Here is a 13,738-nt window from a genome sequence, read left to right on the forward strand (position 1 = left end):
TCGACCGTCGACGACGCGGACTTCACGAACTCGCCGAGCTCCTTGAGCCTTTCGAGTACGACCTTGCTTGTGACATCGAGTTCTTTCGCCAACTCGTGCACGCGGGGCTTGCCTGCCACTGCTCTCCTCACTGATGAGGTCGAGCGGCTGGTTGCCCGCACGACCTCGGGTTATCTCCGATGGACGTTCATCGCTGGTGCTTCACGGTGTGCTCATGAGTGTTCGTGCCTGTTCTTCTCAGAGTTCGATGTCACTGCGTTGGTGTCCCTGCTGTCGATCTCACAACGGTGCCACGCCGAGTGATATTCCGTCGCCGGACCCGACCAGCTGATCGAGCGCCGCCGTGTCCGGATTTCCGGGCACCCTCAGCGCTCTGCCGAATGCTCGACGCCGCTCCGCCTGACTCAGACACTCCGAAACGGGATGCAACCACGCGCCCCGCCCGGGAAGTCTGCGCCCGGGATCAGGGACCAGAACGAAGCGTTTCGGCTCCACTTCTCGTGCCACGACCCTCAGCAGATCGGCAGTCAGCGATCGCTGCCGACACCCGAGACAGGTGCGCACCGGACCGGTGCGCTCGCCGCGTGACGAAGACAGCTCATGCTGAACCATCGACCACTCTACCGCCGATTCGACCGGAAGCCCGCATTCCACCTCTACCTGCCTGTCGAAGCGGCACCCGAGTGACCATCATCACCCGCTGCGGCGTCGCTGCGGATGTCGATCCGCCATCCGGTCAGACGCGCGGCCAGGCGGGCATTCTGCCCTTCCTTGCCGATCGCGAGGGACAACTGGAAGTCCGGGACGACGACACGCGCGGCCCGCGCCTCCGGGTCGACGACCGTGACCGAAACCACCTTCGACGGCGACAGCGCGTTGCCGACGAACCGCGCCGGATCCTCGTCGTAGTCGATGATGTCGATCTTCTCCTCGCCGAGTTCGCGCATCACGTTGCGCACGCGCTGGCCCATCGGGCCGATGCACGCACCCTTCGCGTTCAGCCCGGGTACCCGCGAGTGCACCGCGATCTTCGAGCGGTGCCCCGCCTCGCGGGCGACCGCGACGATCTCGACGGATCCGTCCGCGATCTCCGGAACCTCGAGCGCGAACAGCCGGCGGACGAGGTTCGGATGGGTCCGCGAAAGGGTGATCTGCGGGCCACGCTGGCCGCGCGCCACGCCCACGACGTAGCACTTGATGCGATCGCCGTGCTCGTAGGTTTCGCCCGGCACCTGCTCGGCCGGCGGGATCAGGCCTTCGGCGCCGTTGTCGCCACCGATCCGCACGACCACCATGCCGCGCGCGTTCGCGCGGGTGTCGCGCTGGACGACACCGCCGACGATCTCGCCCTCGTGGGTGACGAACTCGCCGAAACGCTGCTCGTGCTCGGCGTCACGGATGCGCTGCATGATGACCTGCCGCGCGGTCGTGGCGGCGATCCGGCCGAAGTCCGCCGGAGTGTCGTCCCATTCGGAGACGAGGTTGCCGTCGGCGTCGAACTCCTCGGCCATCACGCGCACGATGCCCGTCTTGCGGTCCAGATCGATCCGGGCGTGCGGCTGGTGACCGTCCACGTGACGGTAGGCGGTGAGCAGAGCGGTCGAGATCGTCTCGATCAGCGCCTCGAACGGGATGTTCTTCTCGGATTCGAGCGCCTTCAGCGCCGTGATGTCGATATTCACTTGTCCACCTTCGTCTCGTTCACTTCGTCTTCGTCGCTACCGTCTTCGTCCGCCCCGACCGCGTTCTCGTCGAGTTCCCCCGCCCGCACCCGGCCGTCGGGCAGGCCACCGGCGAGTTCGAGCTCCCGGGCGTTGGGAGGGTTGAACTCCACCTCGACCGTCGCCGACCGCACCTGTGCCAGCGGGATCGCGCGGACAACCGGGCCGTTGCGGTCCGGAACCACGATGCGGATCTCGTCGCCGACGAGCTCGCCGATACGACCGACGAGCGTCTCGGTCCCCAGATCCAGCCGTGCCTTCCGGCCCTGCGCGCGCCGCCAGTGCCGGTCCTGCGTCAGCGGGCGGCCGATTCCGGGACTGGTGACCTCGAGCATGTACGGCGACTCACCGAAATCCGCCACCGCGTCGAACGCCTCCGACACGAGATGACTCAGGCGCGCTGCTTCGTCGAGGCCGAGACCTGCGTCGCTGTCGACCATGAGCCGCACGGTGCTGTGCTTGCCCGCCGCCGTGACGACGACGTCCTCGAGGTCGTAACCCTCACGCTCGATCAGATCCGAGACGAGCTCGACAATCCTCTCCGGGGGCGGCACAGGCATGGCGACAAGCTCCTCGTTCAGTTGTGGTCGCAGCGGTAGGCGGCCGGTGCGGGGATCGATCCGGCAGGTTTCAAGGGTATCGCGCATTTTGGAGTGCCGTGACCAGGCCGCCGTCCGGATCGGTTCGCCCGGACTGGCACCATGGTCCGGTGCCGACGTCACCACACCTGCCACCCGTGTCCCGACGAACACTGCTGCGATGGTCCGGTGCCGCGCTCGGCACCGCGGGCGTGTTCACCGTCACGGGATGCGGCGCACCCTCCGACGAGGACGACGAACCCGATCCGCTGATCGCCCAGGCCCAGCGCGCTCGCACCGACGCCGCTCTCGCCGGCGCGCTCGTCGCCGTGGCACCCGAGCGGGCCGATGCGCTCGCGACGATCGGCGCCGAACGCACGACACATGCCGACGCACTCGACGCGGAAGTCGCACGCCTGGTGGGGGCCACGTCGACGTCCCCGGCCTCCTCGACGACCGTGCCGCTGCCCGCCGAGGCTCCGACCGTGGAACTGCTACGGGAGCGGCTGACCCGTTCCCAGCGTGACGCCGCGAACCTGGCCCGCACCCTGCGCGGCTACCGCGCCGGCCTGCTCGCGTCCGTCAGTGCCGCGTGCGCGACCGAGACGGCGGTGCTGCTGCCGTGACTTCCCCCCAGCTCGGAGCCGAGCAGCAGGCCCTCGTCGACGCCTTGAACGCCGAACACGCCGCCGTGTTCGGCTACGGCCTCGTCGCGGCGTTCTCCAATCCGGCCCGCGGCCAGGAGGTGGCGGAGGACACCGCCGCGCACCGGGCGCGCCGTGACGCCACGATCGACGCGCTCACCGCCGCGAGCGTCACTCCCCCGGTCGCCGCGCCCGGTTATACCGTGCCGTTCCCGGTGACCGACCCGATCAGTGCCGCGCAGCTCGCCGTGCAGATCGAGACGGACGTCGCGGTCGCGTGGCGGTCCGTCGTCGAACGAGCGACCTCCGAGTCCACTCGCGGAGTCGCGATCGAGGCGCTGACCGAAACGGCCCTGCGCGGCGCGCGGTGGCGGGCGAACCTGGGCGTCGTTCCGCCGACCGTCGCCCTGCCCGGTCAGCCCTGAATGTCCCGTCGTTCGGAATTCGCCGCCGAAGAGTGGAAACGTGTTCTACCTTCGTGAGCGTGCCGACGACACGACCGGAAAAGACCGTTCAACCGACCGCCGATCGACGCCGCGAGGCCGGGGCGTGACCCGCGTCGCGCTGGTCACCGGCGCATCCCGCGGGGTCGGCAAGGGCATCGCCCTGACGCTGGGCGATGCCGGGTGGACCGTCTACGTGACCGGGCGAGGGCCCGCCACCGGCGACGCTCCCCTGGCCGCGACTGCAGCGGAGATCACCGCTCGGGGCGGTCGCGGGCATGCGCTGACCTGCGACCACCGCGACGACGCGGCGATCGAGAAGGTGTTCGCGCAGATCGCCGACGACCAGGAGGGCCGACTCGACCTGCTGGTCAACAATGTGTGGGCCGGTCCACGCGGATTCGGCGGGTTCGACACCCCGTTCTGGGAACGCCCACTCGACGACTGGGACAGCCTGATCGGCCTCGGATTGCGCGCACACTACGTCGCGTCGGTCTCCGCGGCCCGCCTGATGGTGCCGCGGCGCACCGGTCTGATCGTCAACATCTCGTCGTTCGGCACCCGCAGCCGCCTGCATTCGGTGCTGTACGGGATCTCCAAGGCCGGACTCGACAAGATGGCCGCAGACATGGCGGCGGAGCTGCGCGAACACGATGTGCACGCGGTGTCTCTTTGGCCGGGCATCGTGCGCACCGAGACGATCCTCGCGAGCGGCCTCACCCACATCGCGGGGTTCCCGGTCGCGGACGCCGAAACGCCCGAGTTCATCGGCTCGGTCGTCGCGTCCCTGACCGACGACCCCGAACTCGCCGAACGCAGCGGGCACACCTTCGTCACCGCCGAACTCGCCCGGGACTACGACCTGACCGACCTCGACGGCCGCCGGCCCCCGTCGCATCGCAGCGCCTTCGGGGGCGGCCCGCTGTTCTGACGAGCCCCGCGCTTTCCGAGCGAACGGTACATTCGGTCGGCCCGGACGAACGGTACATTCGCTCGGATCGAGCGGGGCCTGTAGGCGGGCCGTGGCGGCGTCAGCCGGTCACGAGCGCCAGTGCGAAACCGTCCCACCCTTTGCTGCCGACCGTCTGCAGGGCGGTCCCGTCGAGCCGCGGTTCCGCGGCGATGAGTTCGAGCACCTCTCGGCTCGCCCGCACCCGCTCGTCGTCGAGTTCGGCATTCGTGATCGATCCGCCGCGCACCACGTTGTCGACGACGATGACGGTGCCCGGGCGCGACAGTTCCAGTGCCGCACGCACGTAGCGTGGGTTGTTCTCCTTGTCGGCGTCGATGAACACCAGGTCGAACGGGGCTTCGGATCCGAGGTCCGGCAGCGAATCCAGCGCGGCACCGACCCGGATGTCGACGATGTCACCGACGCCGGCGCGGTCCAGGTTCCCCCGCGCGACCTCGGCGTGGTGCGGTTCGTATTCGAGGGTGATCACGCGGCCGGCCTCGCCCACGGCGCGCGCGAACCAGATCGTGCTGTACCCACCGAGCGTGCCGATCTCGAGGATCTTCCGTGCACCGATCGCCCGCGCGAGCAGGTGCAGGAACTTGCCCTGCGGCGCCGACACGTCGATCGGCGGCAATCCCTGGTCGGCGTTCGTGGCGAGAGCGCTGTCGAGCGCGTCGTCCGGGCCGATGAGGGTTTCGGTGAGGTATGCGTCGGTCGTCTGCCACGTCGGATCGTCGATCATGACCCGAGTCTGCCCTGCCCGCCGAGCGAACGGTACGTTCGCTCGGCTGACGGCGAGAGCCGAAGGAGAGGGATCAGCCGCGCACGGCCGCGAGGATCTCCTGCAGCGCCGACTCGACCGGAACTTCGCGGGATTCGCCGGTGAAGCGGTCCCGCAGCTCGACATTGCCTTCGGCCCATCCGCGTCCGACGACGACCACGAGCGGCACACCCAGCAGTTCGGAGTCCTTGAACTTCACACCCGGCGACGCCTTGCGGTCGTCGAGCAGAACCTCGACGCCCGCCTTGTCGAGATCGGCGGCCAGGCCCTCGGCGCCTTCGCGGGCCGCGTCGTCCTTGTTCGCGATGACCAGGTGCACCCCGAACGGCGCGACCTCGGCGGGCCAGCGCAGGCCCTTGTCGTCGTGCTGCTGTTCGGCGATCACCGCGACCAGGCGGGAGACGCCGACGCCGTACGAGCCCATGGTGGGGCGCACCGGCTTGCCGTTCTCGCCGAGGACGTCGACCGCGAACGCGTCGGTGTACTTGCGGCCGAGCTGGAAGACGTGGCCGATTTCGATGCCGCGCGCCGAGACGAGCGGGCCGGCGCCGTCGGGCGACGGGTCGCCGTCGCGGACCTCGGCGGCCTCGATGGTGCCGTCGGGGGTGAAGTCGCGGCCGGCGACGAGCCCGAAGACGTGCTTGCCCTCTTCGTCGGCGCCGGTGATCCAGCTCGTGCCGTCCACCACGCGCGGGTCGACAAGGTAGCGAACACCGTTGTCCAGCAACGCCTTCGGACCGATGTAGCCCTTGACGAGGAAGGGGTTGGCGGTGAAGTCGGACTCGCCGAGCAACTCGACCTCGGCGGGTTCGAGCGAGGCTTCCAGTCGCTTGTCGTCGACCTCCCGGTCGCCGGGGATGCCGATGCCGAGCAGTTCCCAGTCGCCGCCCGGCTGCCGGACCTTCACGAGGATGTTCTTGAGGGTCTCGGCCGCGGTGACCTCACGCCCGAGGATCTGCGAGGCGGAGGTGACGAGGGATTCGATCGTCGGGGTGTCCGGGGTGTCGTGCACGACGGCGTCGGGCAGGCCGTCGAACGGGATCGGCTCCGGCGCGAGCGTCTTCACCGCCTCGACGTTCGCGGCGTAGCCCGATTCGAGGCAGCGCACGTAGGTGTCCTCACCGGCGTCGGACTCGGCGAGGAACTCCTCCGACGCGCTGCCGCCCATAGCCCCGGACGTCGCGGAGACGATCACGTACTTCACACCGAGCCGCGCGAAGATCCGCTCGTAGGCGTCGCGATGGGCCTGGTAGGACCGGGTCAGCCCCTCGTCGGTGAGGTCGAAGCTGTAGGAGTCCTTCATGACGAATTCGCGGCCGCGGAGGATGCCGGCGCGGGGTCGTTCCTCGTCGCGGTACTTCGTCTGGATCTGGTACAGGGTGACCGGGAAGTCCTTGTAGGAGTTGTATTCGCCCTTGACGGTGAGCGCGAACATCTCCTCGTGGGTGGGTCCGAGCAGGTAGTCGCCGCCCTTGCGGTCCTGCAGCCGGAACAGGCCGTCGCCGTACTCGGTCCACCGGTTGGTGGTCTCGTAGGGGTCGCGCGGCAGCAGCGCCGGCAGCGAGATCTCCTGCGCGCCGATGGCGTTCATCTCCTCGCGCACGACGCGCTCGACCTGCCGCAGCACCTTCAGGCCCAGCGGCAGCCACGAGTAGACGCCCGGCGCGATGCGCCGCACATAGCCTGCGCGAACGAGCAGTTTGTGGCTGGCGACCTCGGCGTCGGCCGGGTCGTCGCGGAGCGTGCGGAGAAACAGATGCGACATGCGGGTGATCACGGAGTGGCAGCCTACCCGCAGGCCCGGAACCGGCCTCGGTACGGTTACCGGTTGTGCTGGTGCTTCTGCCCCCTTCCGAAACCAAGTCCGACGGCGGCAACGGCGCGCCCCTCGATCTGGGCGAGCTGTCGATGCCTCAGCTCACCGACACGCGAGAGATGCTCGTCCAGGCGCTGGTCGATCTGGCCGCCGACAGCGAAGCGTCGATGCGGGCCCTCGGTCTCGGCGCCACCCAGGCCGACGAGATCGAACGCAACGCCAAGCTGTGGGTCTCGGCGACCCGGCCGGCGCTGGAGCGATACACCGGGGTGCTGTTCGATGCGCTCGACGCGTCGTCGTTCACCCGGGTGCAGCGAGAGAAGGCATACCGGCGGCTCGCGATGGGGTCGGCGCTGTTCGGTGCGGTCCGCGCGGGCGACCCGATCCCCGCCTACCGACTGTCGGGCGGCTCCAAGCTGCCGGGCTTCGGCACCCTGCAGGCGCTGTGGAAACCGGAACTGACCGACGCGCTGGTGGCCGAGGCCGCCGGCGATCTCGTCGTCGACCTGCGGTCGGGGGTCTACCAGCAGCTCGGTCCGGTGCCCGGCGCGGTGACCGCGACCGTGCTCACCGAACGACCCGACGGCACCCGCAAGGTCGTGAGTCACTTCAACAAGCACCACAAGGGTCTGCTGGCCCGGGCGCTGGTGCTCACCCGCGCGGAACCGTCCGACGTCGAGTCCGTGGCGCGGGTGACCTCGAAAGCCGGTTTGCGGGTCGAGGTCGCATCGTCCACCGAGATGATCATTCTGACCTGAGTTCTCCGTCGAATCCGCTGGTCCTGCCGTATAGTTCTGATCCCGACGGCCTACGCGGGAGCGCCCATGGGGAAGAAGTCCAAGGGAAGCAAGGCAGGGCACAAGACGGCGAGGAACGAGTCCGGTGCACGCACCGGTGAACTGCGCCCACCGCCGTCCGGCGGCGATCTCGACCTGCCGCCGATGAAGAACAAGGAGTACCGGCGGCACCTCCGATCGCTGCACGCCGAGCTCGTCGCGATGCAGGAATGGGTCAAATCCACCGGCGCGAAGGTGTGCATCCTGTTCGAGGGCCGGGACACCGCAGGGAAAGGCGGTGTCATCAAGGCGATCACGGAACGGGTGAGCCCCCGAGTCTTCCGCGTCGTGGCCCTGCCCGCCCCGACCGAACGGGAGAAGTCGCAGATGTACTTCCAGCGGTACATGCCGCACCTGCCCGCGGCGGGTGAGGTCGTCATCTTCGACCGCAGTTGGTACAACCGCGCCGGCGTCGAACCCGTCCTGGGGTTCTGCACCCAGGAGCAGACCGACCAGTTCCTGCAACTCGTCCCGGCGGTCGAACGCGCGATCCAGGAGTCCGGGATCATCCTGATCAAGTACTGGCTCGAGGTGAGCCAGGAGCAGCAGACGTTGCGGCTGCAGAGCCGCATCGACGATCCGCGCAAGATCTGGAAGCTGTCCCCGATGGACCTCGAGTCGTACAGCCGCTGGTACGACTACTCGCGCGCCCGCGACGAGATGTTCCGGCTCACGCACACCGGATGGTCGCCCTGGCACGTCGCGATCAACGACGACAAGAAACGCGGCCGGCTCAACATCATCAGCCATCTGCTCAGCCGGGTGCCCTACGAACCGCTGGAGCTTCCCGACGTCACGCTGCCCGAACGACAGAAACCGGGGGGTTATCGCGATCCCGGCCTGGTCGTCGACTGGATTCCCACACCCTACTGACGATGCGCCGCACCGGAGCGAGGAGGTTCGCGAGCATGCTCGGTCGAAGATCCGTATCCGGTGACGCCCCGGTTGCCGACTCCCCCGACGACGCACGCGCGTGGCATGCCCTGAACCCCGCGGATGTGGTTGCGGCGCTGTCGACCGACGAGTCGGCCGGACTGACGAGCGCCGCCGTGGAGGAACGCCGAGCCCGCTACGGCGCCAACGTCATCGCCTCCGAACCCCCACCGTCGATCTGGGCGATCGCGCTGCTCCAGCTCACCGATCCGATGAACGTGATGCTGGTGGCGGTCGTCGTCGTCAGCGTGATCATCGGCCAGATTCCCGTGGCGCTCACCGTCGCCGGCCTGGTGGTGCTCAACGTCGTACTGGGCACCCGACAGGAACTGAAGGCCCGGGCCAGCGTGGACGCGCTGGCGAAGATGCAGGTGCCGCAGGCCCGGGTGACCCGCAACGGAACCCTCGCCGCGATCCCCTCCACCGAGCTCGTTCCGGGCGACATCGTCAACCTGGAGGCCGGGGACCTGGTGCCCGCGGACGGCCGGATCCTCGTCTCCGCCACGCTCGAGACCCAGGAGGCGGCGTTGACCGGGGAGAGCGCCCCGGTCGCGAAGGACGTGACGACCCTCGACTCCGCCGACGTGACCCTCGGCGACCGCAGCAACATGCTGTTCCAGAACACGTCCGTCACCCGCGGCACCGCGACCATGGTGGTGACCGAGACCGGGATGCGGACCCAGATGGGCCGCATCGCGTCGATGCTCTCCGCGGTCGCTCCGAAGAAGTCCCCGCTTCAGCGCGAACTGGGGTCGCTGACGAAGGTGCTGGGCATCGTCGCCTGGGGTGCGGTCGCGGTCATCGTGGTGATCGGGCTGCTGCGCGGCCAGAGCGTGACCACCGTTCTGCTGCTGGGCATCTCGATGGCGATCTCCGCCATCCCGACGGGCCTGCCGACGTTCGTGCAGTCGATGCTGTCCTACGGCGCCAAGCAGTTGGCCGACGCCAAGGCCATCGTCAAGAACCTGAACGACGTCGAGACGCTGGGCGCGACCAGCGCGATCAACTCCGACAAGACCGGCACCCTCACCATGAACCAGATGACGGTCCGGTCGCTGTACTTCCACGGCCGCTGGTTCACCGTCGAAGGCGAGGGTTACGCCAAGACCGGCGCGGTGCGGCACGTCGCCGGCGCAGAGGTCCCCGACTTCACCCGGCTGGCGTACGGGCTGTGCCTCGACAGCGACGCCACCGTCTCCGATACCGGCGTTGTCGTCGGTGATCCCACCGAGGCGGCGCTGGTGGTGCTGGCCGCGAAACTCGGCGTCGACGCCGAGCAGACCCGGCGCGCCTATCCGCGCGTCGCGGAGGTGCCGTTCGATTCGGCGTACAAGTTCATGGCGACCTTCCATCGTCTGCCGTTGGACGGGGTCGACACGTTCGTCGAACTGGTCAAGGGCGGCCCCGACGTGGTGCTGGCGCGCTGCTCCACGGCGTTCACCGAGACCGGGCCGGAACCGATGGACGTGGTGCGCGACGACATCCTGGCGGCCAATCGCAGCATGTCGGAGAAAGGCCTGCGGGTACTGGCGTTCGCGGCACGTCGACTCGACGGCCGGGAGAACGAGGTGACCGCCGATCCGATGTCGCTCGTCGAGGATCTGACGTTCGTCGGCATGGTGGGCATCATCGATCCGCTGCGGCCCGAGGCCGTGGAAGCCGTGCGCACCGCGCACGCCGCGGGCATCGAGGTGCGCATGATCACCGGCGACCATGCGATCACCGCGTCCGCGATCGGTGCCGAACTCGGCCTCGGTCCGGGCGCGATCAGCGGCCCGGAACTGCAGTCGCTGTCCGACGACGAACTGGCCGCGGCACTGCCGAACCTGCACGTCTTCGGCCGGGTCACCCCGCAGGACAAGCTGCGCCTGGCCGAACTCATGCAGCGCGGTGGCGCGATCGTCGCGATGACCGGCGACGCCGTCAACGACGCGGCGGCCCTCAAACAGGCCGACGTGGGTGTGGCGATGGGATCGGGCAGCGAGGTCACCAAGCAGGCCGGGAACATGATCCTCACCGACGACAACTTCGGGACCCTGGTGACCGCGATCAGCCTCGGTCGCAGCATCTACGACAAGATCGTCGCGTTCATCCGCTGCCAGATGGCGAAGCTGTTCTCGCTGATCCTGTTGTTCCTGGTCGCGAGCGTGTTCGACATCAACGACGGGGTCGCGCTCACGCCGCTGATGGTGCTGTTCCAGAACTTCTTCGTCACGATGTTCCCGGTCATCGTGATCATGCACGACCCCGCACCGCCGAACCTGATGAACAAGCCACCGCGCGACCCGGCCGTGCCGATCACCAATCCGCCGGCCGTGTGGCAGTGGGTCTTCTACGGCGCCGTCGAGTTCGCGGTCACGCTGGCCGCGCTGTTTCTGGCGCCCGGCGCGATGAGTTCGACCGTCGCGAACGTGCCGATGACGATGGCGTTCGTGGTCATGTCGTTCGGCTCGATCCTCGGTGGGCTGGTGATGCGGCGCGACCCGGACACGGGTCTCGCAGCGCCCATCCTGGGGGCCGTGAAGATCCTGGCGATCCCCACCGTCATCACCGTGCTCGCCGTCGAACTCGACTTCCTGCAGCAGCTGCTGACGACGACCTCGCTGACCGGTGGTCAGTGGCTCGCGTGCATCGGGCTGTCGGTCGTCGTCCCGGTCGTGATCGAGGCCGAGAAGGCTATCCGGCGCCGCCGCGCCACGGGTCCTCAGGCGCCGATTCCGGCCTCCACCGCAGTGGAGCCGCAGCGAGCCCGCGTGGCGTGACGGCGGCCCCGCCTCAGGCGTTCTGGGCGGCCTTCTCGGCTTCCTGCGCCTGCGCGACCTGCTGCGGGCTGAACCGGATGAACAGCGCGGCGATGCCGGTGATCACCGCGCACACGGCGCAGCCGACGAGCGCGAACATGTAGCCGGCGCCCTGCGCGGACAGCTGCGCCTCGGTCATGTCGGCGACCGCACCGGACGTGCCGCCCAGCGACATGGTCCGCGAGGTGGCCATCGCCCCGATCACGGCCAGGCCGATCGGACCGCCGAGGGTCTGCGCGACCTGGGCGATCGCCGACAGGGGGCCGATCTCGTGGGTGCCGACCCCGGCGATCGCGCACAGCGGCAGCGGCACGGACGCCAGTCCGACGCCGAACCCGACGACCAGCACCAGCACGAACAGGGTCGGCAGATACTGCACCGTCTCGTCCATCGTCGAGCCGAACAGCAGGCTCACACTCATGATCAGCGCGCCCGCGACCACCAGCCAGCGCGGCTGCACCCGGACGACGAGCTTCGACGCGACCGCCGCGGCCCCGCCGAGACCGAACGCGAACGGCACGAACGCCAGACCCGCCTGCAGCGGGGTGTACCCGAGGATGTCCTGTACGAACAGCGCCACGAACGCGGCCAGCGAGAACATCACCGACCCCGCGAAGAAGATCGCCACGAACGTGGCGACCCGGTCGCGGTCGCGGAACAGCACGAACGGCAGCAGCGGGTTCTCGGCGCGCCGCTCCACGAGCAGGAACAGCCCGAGGACCACGACACCGCCGATGAGCGCGCCGATCACGACCGGGCTGCCCCAGCCCATCTCGGGTCCCTCGCTCAGACCGAACACCACACCGGTGCAGCCGAGGGTCGCCAGCACCGCGCCGGGCACGTCGAGCGCGAGCCGCTCGGTCGCGGTCTCCCGCAACACCAGGGTCGCGGCGACGGCGATGAGCACACCGATGGGAACGTTGATGAGGAAGATCCAGCGCCAGGACACCTGTGTGAGCGCGCCGCCGAGGATCAGTCCGGCGATCGAGCCGACGCCGGTCATCGCCGCGAACACCGCGATCGCGCGGTTGCGGGCGGGGCCCGGCGCGAACGTAGTCGCGACCAGGGCGAGCGCGGTCGGCGACGCGACTGCGGCGCCGACGCCCTGCAACGCGCGGGCCGCGATGAGCATGGCCTCGCCGGTCGCGAGGCCACACAGCAACGACGCGAGGGTGAACAAGCCGACCCCGGCGACGAACATGCGTTTGCGGCCGAAACTGTCGCCCAGCCGGCCGCCGAGGAGCATCAGACCGCCGAACGCGAGCGCGTACGAGGTGAGCACCCAGTTGCGGCCGGCGTCGGACAGTCCCAGGTCGGCTTGCAGCGGCGCGAGCGCCAGGTTCGCGACCGTGCCGTCGAGTACGACCATCAACTGCAGTCCGCTCAGGACGAGCATGGCCGCGCCGAGCGCTCGGGCGGTCGCGGAACGGGCGGCGTTCGAGGGCTCCGGCACGGCGTCGACGTTACCCAGCATCCGGTTCACTCGGAATCCGCAGTGAGACCGGCGACCGGTCCGATCACGATGATCGCGGGCGGGCGGATCTGCTCCTCGCGCACACGCGCCGCGACGGTCTGCAGATCGGCGCGCAGAATGCGCTGGGTGCGGCGGGTGCCTTCCTGCACGACGACGACCGGGGTGTCCGCGGGACGGCCCCCGGCGAGCAGGGCGTCGGAGAACTGCTGGATCCGTTCGACCGCCATGAGCAGCACCAGCGTGCCGCGCAGCCGCGCAAGTGCCGACCAATCGGTCAGCGAGTCCGGGTGGTCGGGAGCGACATGCCCGCTGACCACCACGAATTCGTGGGTGACCCCGCGGTGGGTGACGGGAACGCCGGCCGACGACGGCACCGCGATCGCGCTGGTGATCCCGGGAACGACCGTGACCGGGACGCCCGCGGCCGCGCACGCCTGCAGTTCCTCGAAGCCGCGACCGAAGACGTACGGGTCGCCGCCCTTGAGGCGCACGACGAACTTGCCGGCCTTGGCCCGGTCGATGAGAGTCTCGTTGATGGCCTGCTGCGCCATCGCCCGGCCGTAGGGCAGCTTCGACGCGTCGATGACCTCGACGTGCGGGCCGAGTTCGTCGAGCAGTTCCTGCGGGGCCAGGTGGTCGGCGACGACCACGTCGGCGCGCCCGAGCAGGCGGCGACCGCGCACGGTGATCAGGTCCGGATCGCCCGGGCCGCCGCCGACGAGCGCGACCCCGACCGGGGCCGGTGCGGTGTCGGCG

General features: G+C 69.3%; 14 protein-coding genes. 6 read left to right on the top strand and 8 right to left on the bottom strand.

The window, feature by feature from the left end:
• From ACN675_RS24070 to rimP, 4 genes are all read right to left on the bottom strand, one after another.
• Positions 1–119, bottom strand: a 119-nt coding sequence (locus ACN675_RS24070; protein WP_420753241.1) for a translation initiation factor IF-2 N-terminal domain-containing protein, incomplete at its 3' end; no start/stop codon positions are given.
• Positions 120–279: 160 nt separating this feature from the next.
• Complete coding sequence (locus tag ACN675_RS24075; RefSeq protein ID WP_420753229.1) at positions 280–612, bottom strand: YlxR family protein; 333 nt, start codon at positions 610–612, stop codon at positions 280–282.
• A gap of 44 nt (positions 613–656) precedes the next feature.
• Positions 657–1,682 (bottom strand): transcription termination factor NusA, encoded by a 1,026-nt coding sequence (nusA, locus tag ACN675_RS24080; protein ID WP_420753230.1) that lies wholly within the window; start codon positions 1,680–1,682, stop codon positions 657–659.
• Entirely contained in the window at positions 1,679–2,281 is a 603-nt protein-coding gene (rimP, locus tag ACN675_RS24085) for a ribosome maturation factor RimP (protein WP_420753231.1), read from the bottom strand. The genes nusA and rimP overlap by 4 nt, the downstream gene beginning before the upstream one ends.
• A gap of 149 nt (positions 2,282–2,430) precedes the next feature.
• Here rimP and ACN675_RS24090 point away from each other — a divergent pair, with 149 nt between their 5' ends.
• The 3 genes from ACN675_RS24090 (at position 2,431) to ACN675_RS24100 (ending at position 4,317) form a co-directional block, all read left to right on the top strand.
• Positions 2,431–2,925, top strand: coding sequence for a hypothetical protein (locus ACN675_RS24090; RefSeq protein ID WP_420753232.1), 495 nt, complete (start codon positions 2,431–2,433; stop codon positions 2,923–2,925).
• Positions 2,922–3,368 (top strand): ferritin-like domain-containing protein, encoded by a 447-nt coding sequence (locus ACN675_RS24095; protein WP_420753233.1) that lies wholly within the window; start codon positions 2,922–2,924, stop codon positions 3,366–3,368. Before ACN675_RS24090 ends, ACN675_RS24095 begins: the two co-directional genes overlap by 4 nt.
• A 124-nt stretch (positions 3,369–3,492) precedes the next feature.
• A complete protein-coding gene (locus tag ACN675_RS24100; RefSeq protein WP_420753234.1) occupies positions 3,493–4,317 on the top strand; it encodes an SDR family NAD(P)-dependent oxidoreductase in 825 nt (274 codons plus the stop codon).
• 100 nt (positions 4,318–4,417) lie between these two features.
• Here the strand turns inward: ACN675_RS24100 and ACN675_RS24105 are convergent, their stop codons facing one another.
• The gene (locus ACN675_RS24105) at positions 4,418–5,083 is read right to left on the bottom strand and encodes an O-methyltransferase (protein WP_420753235.1); all 666 of its coding nucleotides are present in this window, start codon (positions 5,081–5,083) and stop codon (positions 4,418–4,420) included.
• A gap of 73 nt (positions 5,084–5,156) precedes the next feature.
• Positions 5,157–6,899, bottom strand: coding sequence for a proline--tRNA ligase (locus tag ACN675_RS24110; protein ID WP_420753236.1), 1,743 nt, complete (start codon positions 6,897–6,899; stop codon positions 5,157–5,159).
• A 53-nt stretch (positions 6,900–6,952) separates the two neighbouring features.
• Here ACN675_RS24110 and yaaA point away from each other — a divergent pair, with 53 nt between their 5' ends.
• From yaaA to ACN675_RS24125, 3 genes are all read left to right on the top strand, one after another.
• Positions 6,953–7,696: a peroxide stress protein YaaA gene (yaaA, locus tag ACN675_RS24115; protein ID WP_420753237.1), complete on the top strand. Its 744-nt coding sequence runs from the start codon at positions 6,953–6,955 to the stop codon at positions 7,694–7,696.
• A gap of 66 nt (positions 7,697–7,762) precedes the next feature.
• On the top strand, positions 7,763–8,647 hold the full coding sequence (gene ppk2 / locus ACN675_RS24120; protein ID WP_420753238.1) for a polyphosphate kinase 2: 885 nt from the start codon (positions 7,763–7,765) through the stop codon (positions 8,645–8,647).
• Positions 8,648–8,682: 35 nt separating this feature from the next.
• Positions 8,683–11,469, top strand: coding sequence for a cation-translocating P-type ATPase (locus ACN675_RS24125; protein WP_420753239.1), 2,787 nt, complete (start codon positions 8,683–8,685; stop codon positions 11,467–11,469).
• 13 nt (positions 11,470–11,482) lie between these two features.
• Here the strand turns inward: ACN675_RS24125 and ACN675_RS24130 are convergent, their stop codons facing one another.
• Entirely contained in the window at positions 11,483–12,904 is a 1,422-nt protein-coding gene (locus ACN675_RS24130; protein WP_231611331.1) for an MFS transporter, read from the bottom strand.
• Between the two features lie 83 nt (positions 12,905–12,987).
• The coding region (gene cobA / locus ACN675_RS24135; protein WP_420753240.1) for a uroporphyrinogen-III C-methyltransferase at positions 12,988–13,738 on the bottom strand (751 nt) is incomplete at its 5' end.

The sequence above is a fragment of the Rhodococcus sp. O3 genome (assembly GCF_048897285.1).
Classification (GTDB): domain Bacteria; phylum Actinomycetota; class Actinomycetes; order Mycobacteriales; family Mycobacteriaceae; genus Rhodococcus.